Origin of the sequence: Paraburkholderia flagellata (assembly GCF_021390645.1) — a bacterium.
Classification (GTDB): Bacteria; Pseudomonadota; Gammaproteobacteria; order Burkholderiales; family Burkholderiaceae; genus Paraburkholderia; species Paraburkholderia flagellata.
This window is the reverse complement of sequence record NZ_JAJEJT010000003.1, coordinates 533,512-559,291: the sequence shown is the minus strand read 5'-3', so window position 1 is coordinate 559,291 and position 25,780 is coordinate 533,512. Positions and strand designations below refer to the sequence as shown.

Sequence of the window (25,780 nt, the reverse complement as noted above, 5' to 3'; positions counted from 1 at the left end):
CTCATTGCACTCGGTATCGCCCTAGAAAAGTGGAAACCGCGCTCTCGACGATCTTTTCCGCCTGCTCATCAGATATGGCGTAATCAATTTGCGTCAAGCGAGGATAGAACAGGGTTTCACCCAGCATGCCAATAAACTCTGCGCGCGCAAGTGGCACGGCGGCAATACGCAGCTTTCCTTCGTCAATCCGCTTTTGCAACCAGGCATCCGTAATATCGCTGAATAGATGCTTTGCAAGTTGAAAGCGGGAGCCCATGTCGGGAAAAGTTCGCACTTCGCCAATGATCAGGCGCATTGTGGCAATCAATCGAGTATCCGAAACGAGCTCGCAGTATGCGCGGCCAATTTCGCGTAGGCCCGGTTCGACCTCTGGGGGCACGGGGTGGTCCTTCCAGCGTGAAAATAGCTCATGGATCAGATGGTCCACCGCTTCAACGAACAGGGTTTCCTTGCTGGGAAAATGTTTGTACAGAGTCGCATATGACACTGCCGCGCGATCGCCGATGGAATCCATCGTGGCCGCGTCGTATCCGCTTTGCAGAAACGTTGTGATTGCGACCTCGAGTATCAGCTTGCGCTTTTCCCTGCTGACGCGCTGCTGATACCCCTCTACGCCGTCCGTCGAGCGGTTCTCTGTCCTCGAGAGGGGCTTCTTCCTTCCTGCCTTCGCCATTTCCACTTATCAGCTCCAAAACTGTCCTGCGGTTCTACGATTTACAGCTTGTATCGAGGCAGCGTATCCGTGTGTCACCCGGACGGGCATGCAACATCCGATGCATTTCCCGGGTCGAGTCCCGGGCCGCCTGCTGAGGTTCGGTCTGCAAGGCATTCTGCCCGGCGTTGGCAAAATTCGCCAGGGCGCAGGGGTTTTCCCTACCTTTCTCGTCGTCAGCGAAAGGTATAGTGTAATACACACTACACCATAGATTTCGTACAGGAATGAGAGTCAACGTGAACGGTTTCAGACACTTAGGCACAGCCTCAGTTGTAAGAGGGCGGGATGGCTGGTCCTTGCTCGGGGCGAAGTGCGCCGACTGCGAAGCGCCGATCTATCCCGTGCTCACCGTGTGCCCGCAATGCGGCGGTCGTGGCTTCATTGCGGCGCCGTTGCCGGCGATCGGCACGCTCTACTGCTACAGCGTCGTGCATATGGGGCCAAAGGGCGTCGACACGCCCTACACCGTCGGGTACGTGGACCTGAGTGATGGCCTGCGGGTTTTCGGGCGCATTGAAATGGCGGCTGGCGTTGTCCAGCCAGGGCAGCAGCTCGAATTGCGAGTGGAGCCGGCAAATCAACAAGCGAGTCGCTTCATTTACTTCTTTACTGCACCCGGCGAGATTTCCGGGCAGGCCAATTCATGAGCATGACGAACGGTCTTCGGAGTGTGAACGTCGTTGGAACGGGCATGATCCGTTTTGGACGTTTCCCGGAAGTGAGTCTCTCCCAACTCGCCGCACCGGCGGTCATCGAAGCGCTGGATGAAGCCGGAATCGATCGTCGACGCATCGGTGCGCTTTACTGTGGAACGGTATCCGGCGGTCCGCTGGCCGCCCAACGTATTGCACGGGAGACGGGCCTGACCGGTATCGAAGCGGCAAATTTCGAGAACGCATGCTCGTCATCGGCTAGCGCGTTTCGGCACGCCTATCTTGCGATTGCCGCAGGCGCGGTGGATTGTGCAGTCGTGGTTGGGGTAGAGCAATTGACTCGTCTCGGAGGCGGGCCACTTGACCTGGGCGATGAGGATGTCGAGGCGGCGAACGGATTGACAATGCCCGCTCTGTACGCGATGCGCGCACAACGATACATGCATGAATTCGATTTGTCGCCTCGTGATCTCGCGCTCATAGCCGTCAAGGCCAGGGCGAATGGCGCGCTCAACCCCTACGCACAGATTCGCAGCACAACCTCGGTCGACGAAGTGCTCGGCTGCCGCACGGTGGCATCGCCGCTGACGTTGCATCAGTGCTGTCCGCTTGGCGATGGTGCTTCGGCGGTGGTCCTTGCCGCCTCCAACCTCCCTGAGGCAAAGCCAGGGGCGGTGAAGATTCTCGCGTCCCATCTGACATCGGGGCGTTACATGCAGGGCGCGCGCGACATGACGACGCCCGAGGTGACAGTGCGTTGTGCGAACGAAACTTACGAGTCTTGCGGTCTCGGTCCTTCCGACATCGATCTCGTCGAATGCCACGATGCTTTCACCATCGCCGAACTGCTGTACTACGAAGCACTTGGATTTGCAGCGCACGGAGACGGGGCGCGTTTGATCAGAGACGGCGAAACGTCGCTTACCGGACGGATTCCGTTCAACCCGTCCGGCGGTCTGCTCTGCAGGGGCCATCCGCTCGGAGCGTCAGGGATCGCGCAGATCGTCGAAATAACACGTCAGTTGCAGGGTCGCTGCGGCGCGCGACAGGTCGCGCGAGACAAGCCGGGCGGTCCCCGAATCGGGCTGGCGCACATCACCGGTGGAGGCACCTATGGCTTCGATCACGGCGCGTGTGCGATACACATTCTTGGAAGATGAGAAATGAAATCAGCACCCTTTACCTGGCACCGTCCAGAAAGCGTCGCGCGTGCCGTTGAGCTACTTGCCACGCTGGACAACGCACGCATCGTCGCTGGCGGACAGACGCTGATGCCGATGCTGGCCATGCGCTACGCGTATGTGGATCACGTGGTCGATGTGAACGCGATACCTGGTCTCAATCAGATAACGTTGGAAGACGACGAGGTCTGTGTCGGCGCGTTGGTTCGTCAGCGGGATCTCGAGCAATCTCCTTTGATTCATCAATACGCGCCGCTGATGGTCGAGGCGTATCGATTGGTCGGTCACATTCAGACGCGAAATCGGGGTACGTTTGTCGGCAGCGTCTGCAACCTCGATCCGGCCTCGGAGCAGCCCGCTCTGGCCGAAATCTTCAATGCGACCATCGTCGCCGTGGGACCGCGGGGAGAGCGGCGCATCCCGTTCGATGAATTCGCCCTCGGCTTCATGACTACCTCGATCGAGCCGGACGAAATGGTGACGCAGATTCGCCTTCGTATCTGGAATGAGCCGCACGGATACGCGTTCGAGGAATTCGCACGCAGACATGGGGACTTCGCGATCGTCGGCGCCGCGGTCATGGTTTCGGTCGACGTCAATCACGCGATCACGCATGCCGACGCGGTGCTGTGTGGGATGGGTGGCAAACCATGTCGTCTCCAGTTTGCCGACGTCCTGGAGGGACAGCAGCCCAGCGCCGATCTGGCAAAGACAGCCGCCAGCCGAGCAAGCTGGATTGATGCACTTAGCGACACGAGTGCTAGTGCTGCATACCGGAAACGTCTCGCGTGCACGGTGACCGAGCGTGCGCTGGTGCGCGCGTTCGCCCGCGCATTGAACGCAAGCTGAGGGCAGCATGAATCAGAGAATCGAATTCGTCGAACCAACAAAGATTGCCTTCGAACTGAACGGCCAGGCGCTGAACTGCGACATTGACCCCAGAGTGACGCTCGGCGATTTTCTTCGTCACCAGCTTGGCAAGACAGGCACGCATTATGGCTGTGAGCATGGCGTTTGCGGGGCATGCACGGTACTGGTGGATGGACGTTCCATGCGTTCCTGCCTGCAGCTTTGTGGTCAGGTCGACGGGAGGCAGGTCACAACTGTAGAGGGGCTGGCGAATGCCGACGGCTCGCTCGGTGTCCTGCAGCAGGCCTTTCAGGATCGCCATGCATTGCAGTGCGGATACTGCACCCCAGGCATGCTGACCACGCTAACCGAGTTTCTGCGAGCCAACCCCAACCCGTCCGAGGCCGAAGTTCGCGATGCGGTCAGCGGGAATATCTGCCGCTGTACTGGCTATCAGGCCATTGTCGAAGCGGCGTTGCTCGCGGCCGCCCGAATGCGCGGCGAACCCGATCCCGTTTTCGGACTGGTCGACTCACACTCAAAAAACAGCGAGCCCGACGCGGCTCCGACCGTTGGTGCACGGTATGTCGGCAGACCCGTCAAGCGAACCGAAGACCCCGCGCTGCTCAAGGGCGAGGGGCAGTTCGTCGACGATATCCACCTCCCCGGAACATTGCATTGCTGTTTCGTGCGATCGTCGCACGCGCACGCCCGCATCAAGCACGTCGATACGGAAGCAGCAAAGGCTGTCCCGGGGGTACAGCATGTCTGGACATATGCTGACCTGGATGAAGCCCACCGGCGGCCATTGCCGGTCCTGGCACCGACTCAGATGCTGGACGAGCCGCGCATGTGGTCGCCGTTGGCCGCGGAGGAAGTGTGCTACGTCGGCGAGGCGGTCGCCGTCGTCATTGCAGAAAGCCGGTACATCGCCGAGGACGCCGCTAACCTGGTGCAGATCGAGTACGAAGTTCTGCCCGTCGCCAGCAACATCCGGACGATATTCGAACCGGATGCGCCACGGGCTCACAGCGACGTTCCGACAAACCTCCTCCTCAACATGCCGTTTGCTTTCGGCGAAGTCGACTCGGCCTTCGCGCGCGCAGCGCATGTGGTCAAGCGCGAGATATTCCATCATCGCGGAACTGCGCATCCGATGGAGTGCCGCGCGACGCTTGCGCGGCTCGATCGCGGTACCGGTGATCTGACCGTCTGGAATTCAGGCCAGGCACCGCATCTCGAGAGACGTCTTCTCGCGCAGGCGCTCGGCTACGACGAAGCGAAGATCCGGGTCATCATGCCGGATGTCGGGGGGGCTTTCGGTCCGAAGGGTATCGCGTATCCGGAAGAGTTTGTCGTGGCTTCGGCGGCGCTCAAGCTGGGTGTGCCGGTCAAGTGGACCGAAGATCGGCGTGAGCACTTCCTGTGCATTACTCAGGAGCGCGACCAGTTGTGGGATCTGGAGATGGCGCTTGACAAGGACGGAAAGATCCTCGGTGTGCGCGGCTCCGTGGTCCACGATAACGGTGCGTACGTGCCGTGGGGCATCGTCGTGCCGATCATCGCGGTGACCTCGTCGCTAGGCCCGTACGTCATACCGGCATTCGACGTGAAGTTGAAGGTGGCTTCCACGAACATGGTCCCCACCACGCCGGTGCGCGGCGCGGGGCGGCCCAAAGCGGTATTCGCGATGGAGCGGATGCTCGACGCGGCAGCCGACCAGCTCGGCCTCGCCCGTCTGGAAATTCGACGCCGAAATTTCGTGCAGCCGGACCAACTGCCGTACAAAACTGGCCTGATATTCCGCGACGGTTCCCCGATGGTGTATGACTCCGGCGACTATCCGAAGACCCAGGAAGAGGCCGTCGAGCTTGCCGGTCTGGACGCATTTCGTGCCCGTCAGGAGGACGCGCACGCGCAGCAACGGTATCTCGGGATTGGCTTTGCCAACTATGTCGAGGGTTGCGGCCTCGGCCCATATGAAGGGGCGGAAGTCACGTTGCAAAACGACGGACGCATACACCTGGACGTCGGCGGCGCCGGCGCGCAAGGGCAAGGAATGAAAACCATCTTTGCCCAGATCGCTGCCGATCAGCTCGGCGTCGAGATGGATGCCATAACGGTAGTCGTCGGCGATACGGGCAAGCTCGCAATGGGCATCGGGACATTCGCGAGCCGGATCACCGTCAACGCTGGAAATGCCGTTCACATCGCATGCGGCAAGCTCGCTGGAAAAATCAGGGCGCTCGCCGCGAACGCTCTTCGTGTTCCACCGGATCAGATCGAGATCGCACGTGGCGCGGTATGCGTGCGAGGCCAGCCGGAAAGGGCGTTGCCGCTTGGCCAAATCGCTCGAATCTCTTATGGAATAGCTGGGTTCACGCTACCTGACGGGCTGGATGCGGGCATGACCGTCACGCATTATTTTTCCCCGAAAGCGAGCGTCTACGCCAACGGAACGGCATTCGCGGAAGTCGAGGTGGATATCGGGACTGGCTATGTAAAGGTCTTGCGCTATGGCGTTGCACACGATTGCGGGACCGTGATCAATCCGATGCTCGTCGAGGGTCAAGTGATTGGCGCCATTTCCCATGGGATCGGAAATACGCTGCTCGAGCGCCACGGCTACGATGAGAATGCCCAGCCGCTTGCGACGAATTTCGCCGAGTTTCTGCTGCCTACCGCACTCGACATGCCATCTCGCATCGCGATGGCGCATCTTGTTTCCCCTTCGCCGAACAATCCTCTTGGTGTCAAAGGGGCCGGAGAGGGCGGGACGATTCCTGCATCCGCAGCGATCGTCAGTGCCATTGAGGATGCGCTGAGCCGTTGGTCAATTCATTTTGACGAATCACCCGTGCTTCCTGAAATGATCTTTGATCGTCTGCATGCCGCTGGCGCATACAGCGACGTCGACGCACGGCACATCTCGAACGAAGAACTTGTTGGATAACGAATATGGACTCTGGTAACACTGGTCCGCTGAGCGGTGTGAGGGTTCTGGACCTCACGCAGTTCCTCTCGGGCCCTTTCGGTACACAAATCCTCGGCGACCTCGGTGCTGAGATCATCAAGATCGAGCCGCCGGGGGGCGAACTCTCACGCGGTGTGCCTCCCCATTTCGTAGAGGGGGATAGCGCCTACTATCTCGCAGTCAATCGCAACAAGAAGAGTGTCGTGATTGACCTCAAGACGGAGAAGGGCGTCGAACTCGTTCGGGAGTTGGCGGCGCAATCTGATGTCCTCGTAGAAAACAATCGCCCGGGTGTCATGGAGCGGCTCGGACTCGGTCAGGCGGAGCTTCGCGCGCGCAATCCAAGGCTCGTCTACTGCAGCATCAGCGGGTTCGGACAGACCGGCCCGGACAGGGACCTACCCGCTTACGACATGATCGTGCAGGCGATGTCGGGTGGCATGAGTCTGACCGGCGAGCCTGGCAGGGCGCCCGTTCGCGCTGGCATTCCAATCGGCGACCTGGCGGCCGGCATGTACGGCGTGATGGGCATCCTGGCCGCGCTGGTCCAGCGCCAAACCTCAGGCGAAGGGCGGTTCGTCGATGTGTCGATGCTCGATGCGCAGATCGCGATGCTTTGTTATCAAGGTGCCTATTATCTGCTGTCGGGCGAAGTGCCGGAACAGCAGGGACGAGGTCACGATTCGATACCGACCTATCGCTCGTTCGAATGTGGCGACGGCGTTTCACTGGTCGTGACCGCCAACACGGAACGCATGTGGGCGGACCTGTGCAAGGCGGTCGGGTTGCCCCATCTGGTGCTCGATCCGCGATTCAAGGGGCCGGCTGAACGGCTCGCGAACAAGGTGGCGCTATGGGAAATACTGGAGACGCGCTTCCGTGACGAACCGGCGCAGCGTTGGCTCGATTTGCTGAATTCAGCGTCGATTCCGGCCGCTCTGGTCAAGACAGTTGATCAAGCACTGAATGCCCCTCAGGTCGTGCATCGAGACATGCTCGCCGAGCTTCGTAGTCGAGCGGGATCGCATGTGCGCGTGCCCGGCAATCCAATCAAGTTTGATGTTCAGGGGTATGCCGATGCGAGCTACCCACCTCATCTTGGGGAACACACCAACGTCGTGCTTGGCGAGTACGTCGGCCTTGATGCTGATGAACTGAGGACACTCCAGAACCAGGGCGTCGTTCGGCAGTTCGTACCGGGCATGCCATCACCCGGCGTGAAGTCGCGATAAACCAGGAGATCGGAATGCATGAAAATCTTCTGCTGAAGATGACGGGCAATGTATTTCATATCGCTTTGAACAGTGCTGATGGCAGGAACGAGTTGGATGACGCTATGATCCGGGCGCTGACTCAGGTGATCAGCGACCCTCCCGAGAGCACCGTGGCGATCGTGCTATCCGGAGCGGGCGAGAATTTCTGCGCAGGGCGCGCCGCATCGCCATTGCCGGCGCCTTTGCCAACGGAAGATCCACGCCCCGCAATCAAGGAACGAGGGGCGGCGCCAATTCTCGCCCTCTACGAGGCCATCCGTTCGAGTGCGGTACCGGTCGCCTGCTTCGTCAAAGGGCTCGCTTCGGGTATGGGCTGCGCAATCGTTGTGGCGAGCGACTATGCCGTCGCCGACACGCGTAGCCGGTTCGAGGCCAATGAACTCGAGAAACAGTTTGCTCCCGCACTGCTGATGTCCGCGCTCATCGAGCGTGTCCATATCAAGGCGATTTCGCGCCTCGTTCTTACGGGCCGGCCTGTCGACGCGACAGCCGCACTCGAACTTGGGATTGTCGGCGAAGTTGTCGCTCCCTGGGAACTGGACAGAGCACTCGACGATTTCGTCGCCTTCATGAACAGCCGGGCTCCTCAGGCGCTACGTGGCGTTAAAACGTTTCTGCGCGAATCGCCTGGTCTGCGTTCGCCGGACCTCGCCACGCTCGCCGCCGATACGCTGGCGGATTCCATTGCGGCGCGCCTCGAGGTGACAGCGCCGTTCGCTTCCTCCCACGTCAAGCGGTTTCTGACCGTCGACCGCGAACGGATCGCCTATGTCGACGTTGGCAACGGGCCTGCGGTTATCTTGCTGCACAGTCTCGGTACGTCAAGCGCGCTGTGGGACGACATTTTGCCCGCATTGACCGCGAAATATAGGGTCGTCGCGATAGATGCCCGAGGTCACGGCGACTCGACGAAGCGAAGTCCGTGGAATGCGGACGCAGTCGCCAACGATGTCGTCGCCGTGGCGGAAGCCATCGGTCTCGATGCTTTCGGCCTGGTGGGCATTTCAATGGGAGGACTGACTGCGGTACGCGTTGCCGCAAAATTGGGTCAACGCGTTGCGGTCATGGTCTTGTCGAGCGCTTACACGGGCGTTTCGGGACCGGCAGTGGAAAAGCGGCTGGCCGCGATCGACGGGATGTTGAAAAAGCTGCCGATGCATCTGTTTGCGCGCATGTACGTGGAGCAGACACTGCACAGGGACACGGCGTACCCGAAGCGGGAAAGACTTACCCAGCAGATAGCGGCCATGTCTTCAAAGGAATACCTGGAAATATCGCACGCCATCGCCACGGATGACGTTTCTGGTTTCTTGCGCGAGATCGATGTTCCAACGCTTGTGCTGAACGCCGAACTCGACAGGAGCGTGCCGAGAGCCGTATCCGCGAAGTTGACGCAAGGAATCCGCGGCGCGGCGGAACGAACGCTGAGCGCTGCCGCACATCTCGCATGTGTGGATACGCCGGATGCGTACGCCGAGGTTCTACTCGACCTGTTTGAAAAATACACGGAAGAGGGAGGAGAAGTATGGAAATCGTAAATCACTTTTCGGTCGACTCGACTATCGAGAACGCCTGGAAGGCATTACTCGATGTGCCGTTGGTCGTATCCTGCTTTCCGGGTGCGACGCTCACCGATACCCTTGGTGAAGATTCGTATAAAGGGCGGATTCGCGTCAAGCTGGGTCCAATTGCGATGGAATTCGCCGGCACGGTCACTTTGAGTGCATCGTCAACAGACGGGTATACGGCGACCGTCAAAGCCACATGGCAGGAAACGAGGAACCGCGGATCGGCCACGACGGAGACCACGTTTTCTCTTGCTCGACTCAGCGACGCCGGCGGCACACAGGTCGACGTTCGCACCGCTGTACAGATGGCAGGGCAGGTCGCGCAGTATGGACGCGGGGTCGGCATCATAAATGCCGTAGCGGAACAGATGGTGCGTCAATTCGCGGCTAATTTGCAGGGGAAACTCGCAGATCATCCGGCTGCAGCGACTGAGGCGTATCGAGTCGACGCAGATTCGTCCGCTTCAGAATCCCCTGGAGAAGGGCACCCCTTGGTGGTGAAACGCCGTCGCGACAAAGCTGCGGACTCAACGAACGAGATCTCCGTGCTCGGAATATTGTGGAGAACGCTGACCTCGAAATGCAGGCAGTGGTTCGTCAGGCTGCATTCCTCATAGCCCTCGATAGCGTCAAAGCGTCTGCAAATGCTTATTAAATTGTTAGCAGTGCAAAGAAGGAGATGGACCGATGAAGACGAACTCGACTCCGTTTGAGTCGACAGAAGGCGGGAGCAATGTCGGTGCTTCGGCCGTAGGAAAGGCAGCCTGGATAGTGCTCGGGTCGGCGTTTGTGGGTTGGATGTTCGATGCGATGGATCTCTACCTTTTCACCATGATCATGGTGCCGGCCCTTCATGACCTGCTTGGGGCGTCACAGGGCAGCGTGATGCAGATCGGGGGGCTCATTGTCGGCGCGAAACTGTTTTGTTGGGGGATCGGCGGCATTCTGTTTGGCATCGCGGCCGACCGGTTTGGGCGGGCGCGAGTGATGCTCGGCACGATGCTGATTTACTCGGTATTTACGGCGGCCGGTGCCTTCTCGCACAACTGGCACCAACTTCTTTTGTTTCAGATGCTGGCGGGCTTCGGCATCGGGGGGGAGTGGGCTGCGGGCGCCGCGCTGGTTGTGGAGACCTGGCCGGAAAAGCACAGGGCAAAGGCGGTCCAGGTGATGCAGGTTGCCAATGTAGTCGGGCTAGTCGCTGCCTCCGCGCTTGCGATCTTTCTTTCAGGTGCGGGATGGCGTTGGATGCTTGGTGTCGGAGCGGCACCGGCAGTTGCGAGCCTTGGCCTGCGGCTCATCACACCAGAATCGGCTCGTTGGGAGCAGTCACATGCGGCCGTAATTCGTCACGCAGGGCCCAGAATGGGCTCGATATCCGAGATATTTGGCCGTCCGTTGCTTCGTCGAACCGTTGTAGGGACGCTCATTTCTTCGGCAATGATGATCGGTAGCTGGGGCGCGTCGATTCTCTTTCCCACTTTGCTGAGAGAGTTTTTCCCCCATGCCGGCAACGCAGAATTCACCAGGCAAACGGGCATCGCTTTCATGTCGACCAACGTCGGCGCGGTACTTGGATACGCTTCGACACTGCTTGTGGTCAGTCTGGTGCCTCGTATTTCCAGACGGGCGGTCTATGCCGTGTTTTGTGCTGGCGCCTGGATTGCGGTCGTTGCACTTTTCGGTGTTGCGAAGACCCTGATGACGTTCTATCTCGCCATGCTTGGATTCGGCTTTTTCGCAATGGGAGGATTCGGGATCGTCGCGCTGTACCTGACCGAACTCTTTCCGCTCCATGTTCGCGCCACGGGGCAGGGATTCACGTGGAATGCGGCACGTCTATTTACCGCACTTGGACCTTTGCTAGTGTCCTCTGCTTCGATAAATCTGGGATTTCGTGCGGTCGGAATCGGTATCGCTTCCGTATTTGCAGTGGGGCTGATCGCCATTGTCTTTGGCCCGGAAACTGGCGAACGAACAACACGTACGTTCGAAGCGCGCAACACAAGAAGCTTCGTGGATATCGATACATGAATGCACATGATCGTCGATCTGCTCGCACCGCAACTTTTGAAGTGACTACGCCGGACCCGTTCGGCACATAAATACAATATTGGAGACGTCATGAATTTGAAGATGATCGTCGCCTCGGCGCTCGTTGGGTGGGCGATCGCGGCACACGCGCAATCGTCGGTTACGCTCTATGGCGCCATCGATACCGGATTGCTGTATCAAAGCGCGAATGCGCTGAACTTCCAGTCGAAAGTGAATCTCGGGCATGCTTACGAACTCAAGGACGCAGGGATTTTCACAAGCTTCTGGGGTATCAAGGGTGCCGAAGATGTCGGAGGCGGTTACAGGGTCAACTTCAGGCTACAGGGAGCATTCAGCAGCACAAACGGAAAGCTCGGGCTGTCCGACACGCCGGGCTCCGCCGCCATCTTCAACCAGCAAGCGACGTTGGGCATCTCGGGTCCTTTCGGCTCGATCGACGCGGGCCGTCAGTTCGTGCCGATGATATTCGCGATGGCCGATACCGACGTACGTGGTGCGCAATTCTTCGGCAGCATCCTCACTGCATGGCTCGGCATGAATCAGGCTGCAGGTTGGCAGGGCACCAGCACGAACGGTCCTATCGGTGCCTTGTACGACTCCAACGCAATTGTGTACCAATCGCCGAAATTTCATGGTCTGTCGCTTGGGCTCGAGTATGCGCCGGGTGGCGTCGCTGGCCAGTTCCAGGGCGGCACGCGCGAGTCGGCAGTCCTTAGGTATTCGAACTACGGCCTGAACCTCTCGGCCGCTTACTACAACGGCCACGATACCAATCCGTTCATAACGACAGCTACCGGCGCGATCATCACGGTGCCTTCCACGGGCCAGAACAACAACCGCTTCTACTATCTGGGCGCGATGTACACGTTTCACGATCTTTCCGTGTCGACGTCGTACAGCATTGGCAAGAACCCGGCGAACAGCAGTCACGACGACTTCGAGATGATTTCAGGGGGGATCGGCTACAAATTTAGTCCGGCCTTAAAGGTCACTTCGGGCTTCTACTATCTGAAGGACCGCAACGTTTCGTCCAGTCAGTCGGATTTGTTCGCAGTGGGTGCCGAATACAACTTCTCCAAGACTACCGTCGCCTACGTACAGGTTGGCCATGTCAATAACCGCGGCAAGATGAGCCAGACGATCGCCTATGCTGCGCCGGTTCCTGAGGGCACCTCAAGCACCGCTGCGATGATCGGCATCCGCCATACGTTCTGACGCCGCCCGCGTGAAATCGCTTGACCACGTATCGAAGGAAAGGTGAGTATGAACAGTGTCGATTTTGAGGTTCTGGAAGCTGCGATGCGCTGGCTCGATGCGGGCGACCGCATGCTGCTCGTGACCGTGGTGAAGACCTGGGGCTCATCGCCGCGCCCGGAGGGCGCGATGCTCGTTCTGCGTGACGATGGTCATGTGGTGGGCTCCATTTCGGGCGGTTGCATCGAAGATGACCTCATCGACCGGGTGCGTCGATACGGCGTCACGCAAACGGCACCCGAAGTGGTCGAATACGGCATTAGCGCCGAGGAGGCGCGTCGTTTCGGGCTGCCATGCGGAGGCACGATGCAACTCGTGCTCGAGCCGATTACGCCGCAAAGCGGTATTCATGCCGTGTACGAAGCGCTCGGTCGGGGCGAGCTGGTGGCGCGCACGTTGGACATGGTGACGGGTGCAGCGACACTTGGGCCAGCGAGTACGACTGACGGTGTGTACTTCAACGAAACACACCTGACGACGATTCACGGTCCGCGCTACCGTATGCTGGTAATTGGCGCGGGACAGCTATCGCGTTACTTGTGCCAGATCGCGACAGGGCTCGATTATCAGGTGACAGTGTGCGATCCGCGCGAGGAGTACATGCACACCTGGGACGTTCCCGGCACGAGGCTCACCCGTACGATGCCCGACGATACGGTTCTGGATATGAAACTCGACGAACGCAGTGCGATGATTACACTCACGCACGATCCAAAGCTCGACGACCTCGCGCTAATGGAAGCGCTGAAGACACCGGCGTTCTACGTCGGTGCGCTCGGTTCGCGACGCAACAATGCCGCGCGACGGGAACGGCTCAAAGAGTTCGATCTAAACGACGCACAGCTTGCGCGCTTACGCGGTCCGGCCGGGATCTATATCGGCAGCCGCACACCCCCCGAAATCGCGATATCGATCCTTGCGGAAGTGACAGCGGCGAAGAATAGTGTGTTGCTACCGGCGACCCTCCGGGTTGAGTGTGCGAAGGCGGCGAGAGAAGTTGCGAATACTCCCGCGATCAATGCATGCGTTTAATGGTTCCGTACCTTCTATTGAGAGTTTGTCGCGATGCCTTACGAGAAAGTGACTGTCCGCACCAACGATGGCGACTGTGAAACCCACGTATTCAGCCCGGCGGGCTCAGGTCGGTGGCCGGGCGTGATTTTTTACATGGACGCAGGCGGGATACGTCCGGCGGTTTTGGCGATGGCAGGGCGGCTGGCGGATTCAGGCTTCGTGGTCCTGCTCCCCGATCTGTTCTATCGATTTGGACCGTATGGGCCTCTTGTGCCTGCAGAGGTTTTCCGGGGCGACGTGATGGCTATTCTAGGTCCCTTGATGGCAACTACGGGGAACGACAAAGCCGCTGAGGATACGGAGGCCCTCATCGCGTATCTCGATAGCAGAGCGGACATAAAAGGCGATCGTTACGGCGCTGTCGGATTCTGCATGGGCGGTGGGATGGCGATTACCTCCGCGGCCGCGTATCCCGATCGATTCGCGGGCGTTGCCAGTTTTCACGGTGGCAATCTTGCGACCGATGCGCCAAGCAGTCCTCATCGATTCGTCGCGGGGCTCGAGGCAGAGTTGTACATTGCGGCAGCGGACAACGACGCGCACTATCCCGCAGACATGGCGGAGCGCTTTGAAGCGTCTTTGCGAAATGCAGGCGTGCGATATCGCGCTGAGAGGTACGAGGGCGCAGCGCATGGTTGGATGAAGCCTGATTTTCCGGTGTACAACCAGAAGGCGGCCGAGCGCGGGTGGACCGAGCTGTTGGCGTTATTCAAGCGAACGCTGTAAGCACTTCGAGTCTTCCCGCAATCTTCGCCAGCGCGGCATCGATATAGGTGTCGGGTTCGGCCGCGAGCCGGCTTCGCCCCGATGGCGGCGAGGCGCGCGTAGGCGTGTCGACCAGAGCATCGTGGGTGAGGATTATCGCGCCGCGACGTCTGAGGATCTCGAGCACGACGCGAGCGATTTCGCTGCGGGCCGGAAGCTCGCCTGTCCCGTACTCGTGCTTTGGAGTGAGAGTGAACGGAAGGAAATGAAAGTCTCGCCGCTCGAGACGTGGTCGTGCCCACGTCATGGTCTGGATCGCAGCGTCTCCGAGCAAACGCATCAGCGACCGCGTTTTACGCTGGCCTTGGTCTGCCCACCTTTAGAGGAGGAATGGTGATTGCCAAGGAGTTCGACCAGCCGTGCCTCACATTCTGCAAACGAGTACCCGCGCCGCTGCGAGATCATGAACGTGAGAGGGCGCATATGCCATGCGCGCCGCCGGAGTTCGACAAGTGTTCCATTCACAAGGTCTTCCGCAACCATATGATGCGGCATGTGCCCCCAGCACAAGCTTCCCCTGAGCAGATCGTGCTTCGCGCCGAGGTCATTCACGCGCCACTGGCGTTCACTGGCGACCCCCTGTTGTGTCTTCTCCGCATCGGGCTGATTGTCGGTTACGACGAGCTGGATATGCCGGCCAAATTCCTCCCGTGGAATTGGCCCCGCGATTGCGGCCAGCGGATGCGATGGCGCACAGACGGTCACCATTTGCGTGTCACATAGATGCTGCCTTTCTATGGTGCCGGGGCTCAGCTCCGGCACGTCCGTGATCGTCACCGCCAACGCGCACGTGCCTTCGAGAACCAAACGCTCGCCGTCCTGCATCGTCGTCATGCGCAGATTGATTGCAACCGTTGGAAAGTCCGCCTGCAGTGTGCGCAGGCATTCGATCAGGTGCGCACGCGGAAAGTAGGTATCCACGGCAACCGAGACCTGTGGGACCCCGGCTTCAGCAATGGCAACCGCGCGCATCTTCATTTCCTCGGTGCGCGAGATCACACCGCGAGCATCAGGCAGGAGGCTGCGACCAGCGGCCGTCAGCGTCGCTTTGCGGGTGTTGCGCTCGAACAGCACCACATCAAAGGCGCTCTCGAGCGCGTTGATCGCGTGACTGATCGCCGACTGGGCACGCTTCAGCTCCCGTGCAGCCCCGGAAAAGCTTCCCTGGTCACACACGGCGACGAAGGCCCGCAGTTGATTGATGGTGACGTTGTCGAGCATGGCTATCTAAAAAGTAGATCGTAGTTATAGATATTTAGTCAATTGGCTTCATGAATCAAGCGCTCCAGAATGGTGTTTGTCGTTTCTCTCGAAGGATGCATGACATGACCAGACTGAATGGAAAGACCGCTGTGATCACCGGCGGCGCTACCGGCATCGGCCGCGCCGCTGCAAAGCGCTTCATCGAGGAGGGCGCCTTCGTCTTCATCTTTGGCCGCCGGCAGGAAGCGCTCGACGCCGCTGTGGCCGACCTCGGGCCCAATGCCCGCGCGGTAAAGGGGTCGGTCTCCGATCCGGCCGACCTCGACCGGCTCTACGCGGTGGTAAAGGCCGAGCGCGGAACGCTCGACATCGTCTTCGCCAATGCTGGCACGGGAAGCCCGCTTCCGCTCGGCAAGATCACTGCCGGGCACATTGACGAAACCTTCGACACCAATGTGAAAGGTACGATTTTCACGGTCCAGAAGGCGCTGCCGCTGATGGGCCAGGGCGGTTCAATCATCCTGACCGGATCGAGCGCCGGCACCACGGGCGCTCCGGCGTTCAGCGCCTACAGCGCGAGCAAGGCGGCAGTGCGCAACCTCGCGCGGACCTGGGCGGAGGATCTGAAGGGCACCGGCATCCGGGTCAACGTGCTGTCGCCCGGGGCGACGGCGACCGAACTCGCGAAGGAAGCGCTGGGCGAAGAGGGCCAGAAGGTCTTCGCCTCGATGACTCCGCTCCAGCGCATGGCTGATCCGGCGGAGATCGGGGCGGTGGCCGCCTTTCTCGCGTCGTCCGACAGCAGCTTCATGACAGCCAGCGAGGTCGCCGCCGACGGTGGCCTGGCGCAACTCTGATGCACCACGCCCGGCCGGACACTCCAGTGATCCGGTCGTGCGCACATCTACGGAGGAAAATGAAATGGGACAATCTCTCAAGGGAAAAACTGCTCTCGTTACCGGGGCATCGCGGGGCATTGGCCGCGCCATCGCTGAACGTCTTGCAAAGGATGGTGCGATGGTCGCGCTGACCTACAACGCCAGCAGATCTGGCGCAGACGAGGCGGTCGCGGCCATCGAGAAAGCTGGAGGCACTGCGTTCGCGATCCACGCTAATCTCGTTGACCCGACGACCGTCCCGGCCCTGTTCGAGAAACTCGACGATGAGTTCACCAGGCGCAACGGAAGCAAAGCTCTCGACATTCTGGTCAACAACGCTGGAAATTCCGGCTGGGTTGGCTTCAAGGACGCGACGCCCGAGAGTTGGGACACCCTGATGGCGGTATACGCCCGTGCGCCCTTCTTCATCGTTCAGGCTGCTCTGGAGCGTCTTGCCGATGATGGACGCATCATCAACATCTCTTCCGCTGCCGCCACGAAGCCCGTGACAGCTGCGCCCGTCTACTCGATGGCCAAAGCGGCCATCAACAACCTGACCCATGCGCTCGCGTCCGATCTGGGGCCGCGCGGAATTACTGCGAACGCTGTAGCGCCGGGCTACACGCGAACGGACGCGAACGCGGCCTTCAGAGAGAATCCCGAACTCGTGAAGGCAGTCGAGGCCGGAATCGCGCTGGGGCGCTTCGGCGAACCTTCAGAAATCGCTGCCGTCGTGGCGTTCCTGGCCTCCGACGAAGGCCACTGGGTAACCGGCCAGACGATTGAGGCGAGCGGCGGCTACAAGCTCTGAGCGCGCCGACAAACCGAAGGAGAATATATGAGCTATGCAATCATCGGCTTCGGCAAGATCGGCCACGCGCTTGCCGAGGCGTTTGCCCGCAGCGGTATCGAAGTATCCATTGCAACCACGCGCGACCCGTCGAGCTTTGCATCCGATGTGGCCGCGATCGGACCCGGAATCATTCCCAAAACCCTGGCGGAAGCCGTCAAGGCGGACACCATCTTTTTGGCTGTCCGTTTCGAGTCGCACCCGGAGGTTGCGAAGGCGCTGCCCAGCTGGAAGGGAAAGACGATCATCGACGTGATGAACACGTTCGCCCCGCTTGACGAACTGGACGGCCTTCCGTCCTCAGCTTTCGTCGCGAACGCATTCACCGGAGCCAGGCTGGTGAAAGGCTTCAATCATTTGGTTGCTGCTGTCCTCGGCCAGGACCCGGCCGTACATGGTGGCAGGAGAGTCGTGTTCCTGGCGAGCGACGATGACGGCGCCGCAGCGGAGATTGGTACGCTTGCGGAAAATCTCGGTTTCTCGCCGATCAAACTTGGCGGGCTTTCGGACGGTGGACTGCTTGTGCACGCGCGCGAAAATAACTGGGGACAACTGATCTTCAAGGACTTGATCAAGTTTGACTCGTGAACAGCTGTTTCGGGACATTTCGCGGAGTCGAATGGCCGATTGCCCGACACGACCGACGCCTTAACGTCCGAACGGCAAGGTGCAGGAATGACCCCCTCATGGCAGACTGTGCGAAGCTGCCGTTGAAGACTTCAACGGCAGCTTCGCAGAACCTTCATTGAACTGGTGCTCTCGGCCAACAGCGGTCAGTCGTGAATTGCTTCAGAATACTGTCGATGAAGCAACTCCACGTTTTGTACAACCACAATTCACTGAGGCTACAAATGGTTGATTGGTCTGCTATTGCGACAGTCTTTTCTGTCTATGCGGCAGGTGTCGTCATACCCGGGCCGAACTTCGTCGCAATCACTCACAAGGCGGTAGCCGGCAGACGCTCCGATGCGCTCTCGCTTGTCGCCGGAATCGTGACGGTGAATCTGTTCTGGGCGACTTGCGCCATCCTTGGTATCGGGATGGTGTTCGCCATTTTCCCGTGGCTCGCTGTCGGCGTCAGGCTTGCTGGCGCGGCCTATCTGGTCTGGTTCGGGCTGCGGCTCGTTATGTCGGCACGGGCAACCCCCTCAGGAGCACGTCACCCAACGAAGGCGCCTCTGTTTCGTGCCGCCTTCCTGCAAGGTATCGCGACAAATATCGCGAACCCGAAGTCCATTGCCTTTTATGCGGCGGTGTTTTCCTCAGCCGTGCCCACCCACGTTTCCATGGCGACGTTCTTCTCGATGCTTGCTACTGTCGGTGCATCAGCGACGTGCTGGTACGGAGCAGTCGCGCTCGTTCTATCGCACGCGGCGATTGCGACGGCGTATCGTCGCGCGAAGGCATGGATCGACCTCACATGCGGAGGTCTCATGATTGCGCTGGGAATCCGGCAGGCATTTCGTTAACAAAGCGTCCGGCAGAGCCTGGCTGAACGGGCGCTTTGCGTGTGGGTGACCGTCCGTTGCGGGCCGACTTCCGCCCCAGGCGGACCGCCGTAGCCGGCCCGCTTCGGTCATGGGCCACGCATTTGCGCCGCCAGCGTGTGGCTTCGGGGCCCGTTTGCCGATGACAGGCGCTATGTCCGCGAGCAGCTTGAGCTAGTCATGGCGTCCACTCTGGTCGCATGGCTCGCACCGTCTATCGGTGCGTTCCTGACGCTCGATCCGCTTCCTCGCTTCCGAACTTCGCATGGTTTCTGTTAGCTCTGCCCGAGGTCGCCAAGGCCGGTGTGGTTGCGGTGGTGTGGGGACGGCGCGCCTTCGGTGTTTCCACTACAAACGGCCGTTGCGATTTATCCTGGGGAGAGCGCCGCCTGAATCCTGACGCAGCCGAACACCGTATCGCTGCTTTCGCGTACCCTCGAGGCTCGATTCGAATCATGCAAAAAGAGGATTAGCGATGGATCGTATGACAGCCATGGAGACGTTCGTCGCCGTCGTCGAGTCTGGCTCCTTTTCCGCCGCTGCGAGGCGCCTGAACGTGGGGCAGCCCGCCGTCTCCAAGTCGGTCGCTCAGCTCGAGGAACGGCTGGGCACGCGCTTGCTGCTGCGTTCTACGCGTGGCCTCAATACGACCGATGCCGGCCAGCGCTTCTACGAGCACGCACGGGTCGCCATCGAGGAGGCGGACGAGGCCGAGAACGCCGCGAAGCAGTCTTCGGAGAGCGTGTCCGGGCGGCTGCGCGTTTCGGCGGCGCCGACGTTCGCGCGCCTGCACGTCATGCCGGCGCTCAAGCGCTTTCTCGACCAGCATCCGCAACTCGAGATCGATATCGTGCTGGACGACCGCAACATCGATCTGCTGGAGGAGGGCATGGATGTGTCGCTGCGCATGGGTAGCCTCGACGATTCAGGCATGACCGCGCGGCGCATCAGCCGCAGCCCGCGGCTCGTGGTAGGCACACCTGAGTATTTCGAGGAGGCCGGTGTGCCCGCCACGCCTGCCGACCTGAGCCGCCATCAGGCCATCGTGTATTCGCAGCGTGGTGGAGGTGAGTCCTGGTCGTTCAGCCAGAACGGCGCCGAAACGGCCGTGGTAGTGTCGGGCCGCGTGCGCGTTAGTGCCGCGGAAGGTATCCGCACTGCGGTGCTCGGGCACATGGGGCTTGCCATTGCGTCGCAATGGATGTTCTCGCCTGAGCTGGCCGACGGCCGCGTGCGTGCCGTGCTGACTGATTGGCAATTGCCAGCGGTGGACCTGTGGGCGGTGTTCCCCGCGGGCCGGCTCGTTACCTCAAGAGCCAGGGCCTTCGTGGCCTTTGTCGAAAGTGTGCTGGCCGAAGCGCCGCCATGACGCTTCGCAAGACTTCGCCGCGCTTTCCGGTAATGGGGCGAGCCGCGCCGGTCCCGCGGCGGCGCGGCGCGAGGCGCGAGCGGTTCAGTGCGTCTGCATGAGCTTTTGGAGCACCGGGATCATTTCGGAAGGGTCGGGACGGTGCGTATAGTCGGGATTGACTTCGGAGTACGCAACGATTCCGTCAATGCCGATCACGTAGCGCGCCGGCATCGGCAGTGTCCAGCTCGGGTCGCCGTTGAAGGCGGGTAGATCGTTCTTGAGTGCCTTGTACAGATCGACGAGATAGTCGGGCAGTGCGAAGCGCAGGCCGAATGCGCCGGCGGTTTCATTGTGCGTGTCGTTGAGCACTGGGAAATTCAGTCCGTTTACGCGCACCGATTTGCGGCTGTTGACGGCGGACTGCGGTGAAATTGCCACCACGCTGGCGCCAAGGCGCTGCAACTCGGGCAGCGCTTCGTTGAGCGCCTGCAATTCCAGATTGCAGTAGGGACACCACACGCCGCGATAGAACGTCACGACCAGCGGACCCTGGTTCAACAGATCCGTCGACGTGACCTCCTGTCCGTCCTGATCTTTGAGGCGGAAGGTTGGGGCGGGGTCGCCCGCTTTCACGGCGCGGCTGGCCTGGCCGCTCGCGATGAGCTCGGCTGTTGCGCGCTCCATGATCGGATGGATTTCCGGCGGGGCGAAATAAGGCGCCTTGCCGGCCTTGAAGTCTGCTTTGAATGCGTCGAGTTTGTCCTGAAGCGACATGATGACCTCCAATGAACGGTTGAACATGGGACGAGGGGTGAAGTGCGGCCCTCCACGCGACTCAACGCGTGGGGGCGTTTCGGCAGCAACGGATTACATCGACGCCCGGCCGATGGATGCGCCGCCGTCGACAAAGAGCGTCTGGCCGGTGATGAATCCTGCGTCCCCGGAAAGCAGGAACGCGATGGCGGCGGCGATTTCGTCCGGCGTGCCGAAGCGCTGCATCGGCACGCCCGAGAGATAGCGCTGTTCGCCCGTACTTCCCGGCGGGTTGTTGGCGCGAAAGAGTTCGGTTTCCGTAGGGCCCGGCGCCACGGCGTTCACCGTGATGCCGGTCGCGGCGAGTTCGAGCGCCCATGAGCGCGCGAAACTCACGAGCGCAGCCTTGGCGGCGGCATAGGCGGTTCTCTCGATTGCGCCGAGCACGGTGAGGCTCGCGACGTTCACGACCCGCCCCCAGCCGCGTGAACGCATGCCCGGCAGGATGGCCTGCATGGCTTGCAGCGCGGGATGGAGGTTGACGGCGAGCACGCTGTCCAGATCGTCCAGCCGGATTTCGCCGATTGCCTGCGGGCGTACGAGGCCGACGTTATTCACGAGGCCGTCGAAGGCGTGAGCGCTGGACAACTCGCGGAGCACGTCTTCCGTGGCCGTGCGGTCGGCCAGGTCGACCGTCACGAGCTTGCCGGGAAAGTCCTCGCGGTGGCGGGCGAGGCCCACGACGTGATGACCGGCCCCCGTTAGCCGGCGCGAAAGCGCGAGCCCTATGCCTTTGGTCGCGCCGGTCACGAGAAACGTACGGGTTTTCATGCCGGCTCTCCCGTTGCGGCTTCGGCGGCCTGACGCATCGAAACCTGGCTCGTCGCGAATGGATAGTCGATATAGCCGCGAGCGTCGCCGCCATAAAACGTCGAGCGGTCATGGCGATTGAGCGGCATGCCCGTGCGCAGGCGCTCGGGCAGGTCCGGGTTGGCGAGGAACATCCGCCCGAAGGCGACGAGGTCGGCATGACCGTCGAGCACAATCTGCTCAGCACTGTCGCGCGTAAAGCCGCCGGCCGCCACGAGCGTGCCCTTGTAAAAGCGGCGGATGTCCTTCGACGAGACATCCGACTCGTCGGCCTCGCGTTCGTCAATGCCGCGGATGCGCGGCTCGATTACGTGCACGTAGGCAAGCGCGTAGCCGTTCAGGCGCGCGGCGACGTAGCCGAAGGTGGCGTGCGGGTCGCTATCCGACATGGTGCCGTAGGTGCCACTCGGCGAAAGCCGCACGGCGACGCGGCCCGGGCCCCAGACGCCGACAACTGCATCGAGCGTATCGAACAGAAACTTCGCGCGGTTTTCGAGCGATCCGCCATACGCATCGGTGCGACGGTTCGAGCCGTCGAGCAGGAATTGTTCGAAGAGGTAACCGTTGGCGGCATGCAGTTCGACGCCGTCGAAGCCCGCTTCCTTCGCGAGTACCGCGCTCTGGCGAAACTGCTCGACGATCGCGGCGACTTCATCGGTTGCGAGTTCGCGCGGCACCGGCAGTTCGGCTTCGACGATCTGGCCTTGTCCGTCGCGAATCGCAGCGTGCTCGAGCGAGCGCAGCGCGGAGGGTGCAACCGGCGTGAAGCCGCCCGTGTTGGCCGCATGCGCCTGGCGGCCCGCGTGCCACAGCTGGACGAAGATCGGGCTGCCTTTCGCGTGCACGGCCTCCACCACGCGCTTCCAGCCGGCAACCTGTTCGCGCGTCCACATGCCCGGTGCGTCGACGTACGCGATGCCGAGTGGCGTAACCGCCGTTGCGTCCGTAATGAGCAGGCCGCCCTCGGACGCCCGCTGGGCGTAGTACTCGACCATCAGATCACCGGGCACATTGCCGGGCTCGGTTCTCATGCGCGTGAGCGGCGCGAGTACGACGCGATGCTTGAGGGCGAGCGATCCGACGCGGGTTTGGCTGAACAGCTTCATTTGGCGCTCCTGCTTCAGGGAATGGGGTGACGCCATGTTCGCGGCAACCGCATCGGGCAGGAAGGCAGGCGGCGGCGATAGCAGTCATTCCTCCAGGGCATGGGTGTTCGGTCGCGCCGTCATGCCCGCCAGGAATCGCTGATATGTGCGGCGCCTGCCTACCGGATTGGAAGCGCTTGCGCCAAATTTCATCCACACCGCGGCGCCGCAGCGCAAACGCAAAACAGCGCCACTTCGGTCAACGACGCATCGTCGACACGTCACCCTTACCATCAGGAGAAAACTCAATGAGCACGTTCAACGTCCCCACCCGCGAAACCGTCTCGCCCGCCAATCAGGCCATCTTCGACAAGCTCAAGGCGGGTCTCGGCGTCGTGCCGAACCTCTATGCGACGTTCGCGTATTCCGAGCATGCGCTTGGCAGCTATCTGACCTTCCAGAACGCGAAGAGCAGCATCACGGGCAAGGCGCGGGAGGTCGTCAACCTGGTCGTGAGCCAGGTGAACGAATGCGAATACTGTCTGGCCGCCCACACCATGATCGGCAAAAAGAACGGCTTCTCGGATGAGCAGATTCTGGAGATTCGCGGCGCTCGCGCGAGCTTCGATCCGAAACTGGACGCGCTCGCGATTCTCGTGGAAGACATTGCGGTGCGCCGTGGTCATGCCGATCAGGCACATGTCGATGCGTTCCTCGCCGCCGGGTGGACGAACGAAAACCTCGTGGACGTGATCGTCGCGATTGGCGACAAGGTCGTGACCAACTATCTCCATGGCGTGACCCGCGTGCCGGTCGATTTTCCTGCCGCACCGAAGCTGCCGGCCTAAGGCACGTTGCGCAGATGGCGCAGGTCAGGCCAGTTGAAGCATCGCTCGTCGTGCCGCGCGCGGATCGCGCCGCACGGCGTCTATTTTTTTCGAGCGGGGCGTCGCTTTATGTGTCCTCTACACCGATCAAAGCGGTGTCGAGATGCAGCCCAGCAGGCTCGCCGATGCGCAACCAGTCGATCTGCTATGTCGCAGTGCCGGGCGGGCGAACAGGTCGACTCATTCTGGCAACCTCGAGATTCGGTGAGTGGGGTGCCTACTGCGTTCAGCAAACACTCGGACGAAGGAGCGTCGGTCCGCCGCGGGAGCGGTTTGGTCCATCGACCCTCCGCACTCGTTCGGAGGTCGGTAGACCGGATTTCAGATTTCTGAGCAATCCTGTCGGTCGAGCGGCGAGCGTGGGATCGTCCACAATCAAATCAGCGCGGGCATAAATGACCGATCTGCCTGCGAGCCTTCAGGCGCGGCAAGAAGCGCGTTGTTCTGACTGAAAACGGTTCACACGATGTGCTGCCGGGCATCCGGAATGACGAGTGAAGCACGAGCGGTTGGTCCTGGTTGCCGTGGCGTGCCCGCTAACCTTGCGTTGCGTGTGAGGGCAGGCGAAGCATTCACGGAATCGAAGCTGGACACACGTGGTCGCAGCTTTTTCACCGGGCTGCCAGCGGCCTTCCCATAGCCATCACCCAATCGACCCCCTTGCCTGCGAGGAAGATCGCGATCAGGGTGGCCAGCATACTTGCCCAGCCAAGAAATGCCCCGGAAATCAGGATCACAGACGTGTTCAAGAGAAATGAAAACTGGCCAATGCTAAAACGTGGGTACCTACGAGATAGCACCACGCAGACGATATCCATTCCGCCAGTGGATCCCCGGCACATCAGAATGACGGCGATGGCGGCCCCGTTCAACAAGCCGCCGACCAAGGTTCCGAGCACGAGCCCATGAATGCCCGGCACCGCGCTGAACAGCTTGAGAAAAACTGACATGGCCAGGGTTCCTGCCAGGCTCAGCATCAGGAAACGTAAGCCGACTACGCGGAATCCAACCAGAAACAGAGGGATATTGACCGCGAAATAGACAATGTCGAATGGAAGGGCAAATTGACGCGACGCGAACGCCAGCAGACCGCCGAGACCGGGAGGCAGAATCTGGTTCGGCTGCAGCAACACGTAGTAGTTCAGGGCGATAACGGCCGAGCCGAGTATCACGAAAGCTGTTTCGAATCCCGTTCGCCACCAGGTTCCTTGTTCCAGGATCGCCTTATTCATAGCTTAAGTTCGCCAATGAGCGCTCCATCTTTAGTTGTCCTGTCATAAAGAGGCCACGCGGACGGACGGCCCCCATCGCGGTGGGAATGCGGCCGGATAAAGTGGATGCGCGCCTTATTCTGATCACTGGTCCTGGCCGTCCACCAGGACGAAATAGCGCTGCTCAGCGTTGAGAATGAATTCGAGCATGATGGTTCTTGCACGCTTCGAATCGCGCGCGAGGAAGCTTTCCAGCAAGTCATGCAGTCCGGCCAATGCGATCTTCTGGGTTGACGCGTCGGTCAGCGTGAGCGATCTGACTTGTTGCGCGTGTTCCGCAAAACGTCTGATCGTGTCCTGCAGCCGACGGTTCTGTACGGCCGAGAGCCAAACATCGCGAAATTCCACGTTGGCGGTAATCATCGCAGCGCGGTCCTGCTTTTCGCAAGCTCGCACGGCTTTCTGGTAGGCACGCTTCAACGCGGCGTGCTGTTCGTCCGTTAGCGCTGTCGTTGCGCCAGCAGCCGCGCTCGGTTCGAGCAGTCTGCGGACTTCAAAAATCTCATGAACGTCGTCGTTCGTGAGTCTGGGCATGACAAAGCCGCGCGTTGTGCCGACCAGGTATCCCTCGTTGACCAGTCGGACAAGCGCCTGGCGAACGGGCATGCGCGTGCAGCCGAATTCGTCGGCAATTTCATAGTCGAGAATGCGCTCGGTCGTCCCAATATCTCCGCGCTGCAGTCGGGCGCGGACCTCCTGGTAGATCGTCTCAGTCAGCGTCGTCTGTTTGAGCGCAGTTCTGGTGGGCGCTTTTGCAATCTTTTCAACCAGTGTCGTCATGAT

Annotated in this window: 25 protein-coding genes; 17 read left to right on the top strand and 8 right to left on the bottom strand. The window is 60.6% G+C overall.

All coding sequences use genetic code 11. The features are described 5' to 3' along the window. Position 1: 1 nt before the first annotated feature. A complete protein-coding gene (locus tag L0U83_RS26145) occupies positions 2–673 on the bottom strand; it encodes a TetR/AcrR family transcriptional regulator (protein WP_233887890.1) in 672 nt (223 codons plus the stop codon). 278 nt (positions 674–951) lie between these two features. Here L0U83_RS26145 and L0U83_RS26140 point away from each other — a divergent pair, with 278 nt between their 5' ends. From L0U83_RS26140 to L0U83_RS26090, 11 genes are all read left to right on the top strand, one after another. Next, positions 952–1,362: a Zn-ribbon domain-containing OB-fold protein gene (locus L0U83_RS26140; RefSeq protein ID WP_233887062.1), complete on the top strand. Its 411-nt coding sequence runs from the start codon at positions 952–954 to the stop codon at positions 1,360–1,362. After that, positions 1,359–2,528 carry a thiolase family protein gene (locus tag L0U83_RS26135; RefSeq protein ID WP_233887061.1) on the top strand — a complete coding sequence of 390 codons (1,170 nt, stop codon included), beginning with the start codon at positions 1,359–1,361 and terminating at the stop codon, positions 2,526–2,528. Before L0U83_RS26140 ends, L0U83_RS26135 begins: the two co-directional genes overlap by 4 nt. 3 nt (positions 2,529–2,531) lie before the next feature. Beyond that, positions 2,532–3,398, top strand: coding sequence for an FAD binding domain-containing protein (locus tag L0U83_RS26130; RefSeq protein ID WP_233887060.1), 867 nt, complete (start codon positions 2,532–2,534; stop codon positions 3,396–3,398). Positions 3,399–3,405: 7 nt separating this feature from the next. Next, positions 3,406–6,351, top strand: coding sequence for a molybdopterin-dependent oxidoreductase (locus tag L0U83_RS26125; RefSeq protein WP_233887059.1), 2,946 nt, complete (start codon positions 3,406–3,408; stop codon positions 6,349–6,351). 5 nt (positions 6,352–6,356) lie between these two features. Beyond that, entirely contained in the window at positions 6,357–7,604 is a 1,248-nt protein-coding gene (locus tag L0U83_RS26120) for a CaiB/BaiF CoA transferase family protein (protein WP_233887058.1), read from the top strand. A 14-nt stretch (positions 7,605–7,618) separates the two neighbouring features. Continuing rightward, a complete protein-coding gene (locus tag L0U83_RS26115) occupies positions 7,619–9,184 on the top strand; it encodes an alpha/beta fold hydrolase (protein ID WP_233887057.1) in 1,566 nt (521 codons plus the stop codon). Beyond that, positions 9,172–9,831: an SRPBCC family protein gene (locus L0U83_RS26110; RefSeq protein WP_233887056.1), complete on the top strand. Its 660-nt coding sequence runs from the start codon at positions 9,172–9,174 to the stop codon at positions 9,829–9,831. The genes L0U83_RS26115 and L0U83_RS26110 overlap by 13 nt, the downstream gene beginning before the upstream one ends. 70 nt (positions 9,832–9,901) lie before the next feature. Next, positions 9,902–11,248, top strand: a complete 1,347-nt coding sequence (locus L0U83_RS26105) for an MFS transporter (protein ID WP_233887055.1) — start codon at positions 9,902–9,904, stop codon at positions 11,246–11,248. A gap of 90 nt (positions 11,249–11,338) precedes the next feature. Further along, the gene (locus L0U83_RS26100; RefSeq protein WP_233887054.1) at positions 11,339–12,484 is read left to right on the top strand and encodes a porin; all 1,146 of its coding nucleotides are present in this window, start codon (positions 11,339–11,341) and stop codon (positions 12,482–12,484) included. A gap of 48 nt (positions 12,485–12,532) precedes the next feature. After that, positions 12,533–13,555 carry an XdhC family protein gene (locus tag L0U83_RS26095; protein WP_233887053.1) on the top strand — a complete coding sequence of 341 codons (1,023 nt, stop codon included), beginning with the start codon at positions 12,533–12,535 and terminating at the stop codon, positions 13,553–13,555. 33 nt (positions 13,556–13,588) lie between these two features. Next, positions 13,589–14,323, top strand: coding sequence for a dienelactone hydrolase family protein (locus L0U83_RS26090; RefSeq protein ID WP_233887052.1), 735 nt, complete (start codon positions 13,589–13,591; stop codon positions 14,321–14,323). On the opposite strand, the gene L0U83_RS40895 is transcribed toward L0U83_RS26090, so the two are convergent. Together L0U83_RS40895 and L0U83_RS26080 are read right to left on the bottom strand one after the other, a co-directional pair. After that, on the bottom strand, positions 14,307–14,642 hold the full coding sequence (locus L0U83_RS40895; protein ID WP_373321112.1) for a hypothetical protein: 336 nt from the start codon (positions 14,640–14,642) through the stop codon (positions 14,307–14,309). The genes L0U83_RS26090 and L0U83_RS40895 overlap by 17 nt on opposite strands. Next, a complete protein-coding gene (locus L0U83_RS26080; protein ID WP_233887051.1) occupies positions 14,642–15,583 on the bottom strand; it encodes a LysR family transcriptional regulator in 942 nt (313 codons plus the stop codon). The genes L0U83_RS40895 and L0U83_RS26080 overlap by 1 nt, the downstream gene beginning before the upstream one ends. Positions 15,584–15,687: 104 nt before the next feature. Between L0U83_RS26080 and L0U83_RS26075 the strand changes: the two genes are divergently transcribed. The 5 genes from L0U83_RS26075 to L0U83_RS26055 all read left to right on the top strand — a co-directional run bounded on the left by L0U83_RS26075 (position 15,688) and on the right by L0U83_RS26055 (position 20,149). Further along, complete coding sequence (locus L0U83_RS26075) at positions 15,688–16,422, top strand: SDR family NAD(P)-dependent oxidoreductase (protein WP_233887050.1); 735 nt, start codon at positions 15,688–15,690, stop codon at positions 16,420–16,422. Between the two features lie 64 nt (positions 16,423–16,486). After that, positions 16,487–17,254, top strand: coding sequence for an SDR family NAD(P)-dependent oxidoreductase (locus L0U83_RS26070; protein ID WP_233887049.1), 768 nt, complete (start codon positions 16,487–16,489; stop codon positions 17,252–17,254). A 27-nt stretch (positions 17,255–17,281) separates the two neighbouring features. After that, the gene (locus L0U83_RS26065) at positions 17,282–17,881 is read left to right on the top strand and encodes an NADPH-dependent F420 reductase (RefSeq protein ID WP_233887048.1); all 600 of its coding nucleotides are present in this window, start codon (positions 17,282–17,284) and stop codon (positions 17,879–17,881) included. 263 nt (positions 17,882–18,144) lie between these two features. After that, on the top strand, positions 18,145–18,762 hold the full coding sequence (locus L0U83_RS26060; RefSeq protein ID WP_233887889.1) for a LysE family translocator: 618 nt from the start codon (positions 18,145–18,147) through the stop codon (positions 18,760–18,762). A 493-nt stretch (positions 18,763–19,255) separates the two neighbouring features. Next, entirely contained in the window at positions 19,256–20,149 is an 894-nt protein-coding gene (locus L0U83_RS26055; protein ID WP_233887047.1) for a LysR family transcriptional regulator, read from the top strand. A gap of 84 nt (positions 20,150–20,233) precedes the next feature. Here the strand turns inward: L0U83_RS26055 and L0U83_RS26050 are convergent, their stop codons facing one another. The 3 genes from L0U83_RS26050 to L0U83_RS26040 all read right to left on the bottom strand — a co-directional run bounded on the left by L0U83_RS26050 (position 20,234) and on the right by L0U83_RS26040 (position 22,860). Then, entirely contained in the window at positions 20,234–20,905 is a 672-nt protein-coding gene (locus L0U83_RS26050; protein ID WP_233887046.1) for a peroxiredoxin-like family protein, read from the bottom strand. 93 nt (positions 20,906–20,998) lie between these two features. After that, positions 20,999–21,715, bottom strand: coding sequence for an SDR family oxidoreductase (locus tag L0U83_RS26045; RefSeq protein ID WP_233887045.1), 717 nt, complete (start codon positions 21,713–21,715; stop codon positions 20,999–21,001). Beyond that, positions 21,712–22,860: an alkene reductase gene (locus L0U83_RS26040; protein WP_233887044.1), complete on the bottom strand. Its 1,149-nt coding sequence runs from the start codon at positions 22,858–22,860 to the stop codon at positions 21,712–21,714. The genes L0U83_RS26045 and L0U83_RS26040 overlap by 4 nt, the downstream gene beginning before the upstream one ends. A gap of 287 nt (positions 22,861–23,147) precedes the next feature. Here L0U83_RS26040 and L0U83_RS26035 point away from each other — a divergent pair, with 287 nt between their 5' ends. Then, on the top strand, positions 23,148–23,687 hold the full coding sequence (locus L0U83_RS26035) for a carboxymuconolactone decarboxylase family protein (protein ID WP_233887043.1): 540 nt from the start codon (positions 23,148–23,150) through the stop codon (positions 23,685–23,687). A 650-nt stretch (positions 23,688–24,337) separates the two neighbouring features. Here the strand turns inward: L0U83_RS26035 and L0U83_RS26030 are convergent. After that, entirely contained in the window at positions 24,338–24,958 is a 621-nt protein-coding gene (locus L0U83_RS26030) for a YitT family protein (RefSeq protein ID WP_233887042.1), read from the bottom strand. A gap of 123 nt (positions 24,959–25,081) precedes the next feature. Beyond that, positions 25,082–25,777 carry a GntR family transcriptional regulator gene (locus tag L0U83_RS26025; protein ID WP_233887041.1) on the bottom strand — a complete coding sequence of 232 codons (696 nt, stop codon included), beginning with the start codon at positions 25,775–25,777 and terminating at the stop codon, positions 25,082–25,084. Between the last annotated feature and the right edge of the window lie 3 nt (positions 25,778–25,780).

Bases quoted from the DNA above. Each gene is read 5' to 3' on its own strand.
- L0U83_RS26145 (WP_233887890.1), bottom strand. From the start codon at position 673: ATGGCGAAGGCAGGAAGGAAGAAGCCCCTCTCGAGGACAGAGAACCGC.
- L0U83_RS26135 (WP_233887061.1), top strand. From the start codon at position 1,359: ATGAGCATGACGAACGGTCTTCGGAGTGTGAACGTCGTTGGAACGGGC.
- L0U83_RS26130 (WP_233887060.1), top strand. From the start codon at position 2,532: ATGAAATCAGCACCCTTTACCTGGCACCGTCCAGAAAGCGTCGCGCGT.
- L0U83_RS26125 (WP_233887059.1), top strand. From the start codon at position 3,406: ATGAATCAGAGAATCGAATTCGTCGAACCAACAAAGATTGCCTTCGAA.
- L0U83_RS26120 (WP_233887058.1), top strand. From the start codon at position 6,357: ATGGACTCTGGTAACACTGGTCCGCTGAGCGGTGTGAGGGTTCTGGAC.
- L0U83_RS26115 (WP_233887057.1), top strand. From the start codon at position 7,619: ATGCATGAAAATCTTCTGCTGAAGATGACGGGCAATGTATTTCATATC.
- L0U83_RS26110 (WP_233887056.1), top strand. From the start codon at position 9,172: ATGGAAATCGTAAATCACTTTTCGGTCGACTCGACTATCGAGAACGCC.
- L0U83_RS26105 (WP_233887055.1), top strand. From the start codon at position 9,902: ATGAAGACGAACTCGACTCCGTTTGAGTCGACAGAAGGCGGGAGCAAT.
- L0U83_RS26100 (WP_233887054.1), top strand. From the start codon at position 11,339: ATGAATTTGAAGATGATCGTCGCCTCGGCGCTCGTTGGGTGGGCGATC.
- L0U83_RS26095 (WP_233887053.1), top strand. From the start codon at position 12,533: ATGAACAGTGTCGATTTTGAGGTTCTGGAAGCTGCGATGCGCTGGCTC.
- L0U83_RS26090 (WP_233887052.1), top strand. From the start codon at position 13,589: ATGCCTTACGAGAAAGTGACTGTCCGCACCAACGATGGCGACTGTGAA.
- L0U83_RS40895 (WP_373321112.1), bottom strand. From the start codon at position 14,642: ATGCGTTTGCTCGGAGACGCTGCGATCCAGACCATGACGTGGGCACGA.
- L0U83_RS26080 (WP_233887051.1), bottom strand. From the start codon at position 15,583: ATGCTCGACAACGTCACCATCAATCAACTGCGGGCCTTCGTCGCCGTG.
- L0U83_RS26075 (WP_233887050.1), top strand. From the start codon at position 15,688: ATGACCAGACTGAATGGAAAGACCGCTGTGATCACCGGCGGCGCTACC.
- L0U83_RS26070 (WP_233887049.1), top strand. From the start codon at position 16,487: ATGGGACAATCTCTCAAGGGAAAAACTGCTCTCGTTACCGGGGCATCG.
- L0U83_RS26065 (WP_233887048.1), top strand. From the start codon at position 17,282: ATGAGCTATGCAATCATCGGCTTCGGCAAGATCGGCCACGCGCTTGCC.
- L0U83_RS26060 (WP_233887889.1), top strand. From the start codon at position 18,145: ATGGTTGATTGGTCTGCTATTGCGACAGTCTTTTCTGTCTATGCGGCA.
- L0U83_RS26055 (WP_233887047.1), top strand. From the start codon at position 19,256: ATGGATCGTATGACAGCCATGGAGACGTTCGTCGCCGTCGTCGAGTCT.
- L0U83_RS26050 (WP_233887046.1), bottom strand. From the start codon at position 20,905: ATGTCGCTTCAGGACAAACTCGACGCATTCAAAGCAGACTTCAAGGCC.
- L0U83_RS26045 (WP_233887045.1), bottom strand. From the start codon at position 21,715: ATGAAAACCCGTACGTTTCTCGTGACCGGCGCGACCAAAGGCATAGGG.
- L0U83_RS26040 (WP_233887044.1), bottom strand. From the start codon at position 22,860: ATGAAGCTGTTCAGCCAAACCCGCGTCGGATCGCTCGCCCTCAAGCAT.
- L0U83_RS26035 (WP_233887043.1), top strand. From the start codon at position 23,148: ATGAGCACGTTCAACGTCCCCACCCGCGAAACCGTCTCGCCCGCCAAT.
- L0U83_RS26030 (WP_233887042.1), bottom strand. From the start codon at position 24,958: ATGAATAAGGCGATCCTGGAACAAGGAACCTGGTGGCGAACGGGATTC.
- L0U83_RS26025 (WP_233887041.1), bottom strand. From the start codon at position 25,777: ATGACGACACTGGTTGAAAAGATTGCAAAAGCGCCCACCAGAACTGCG.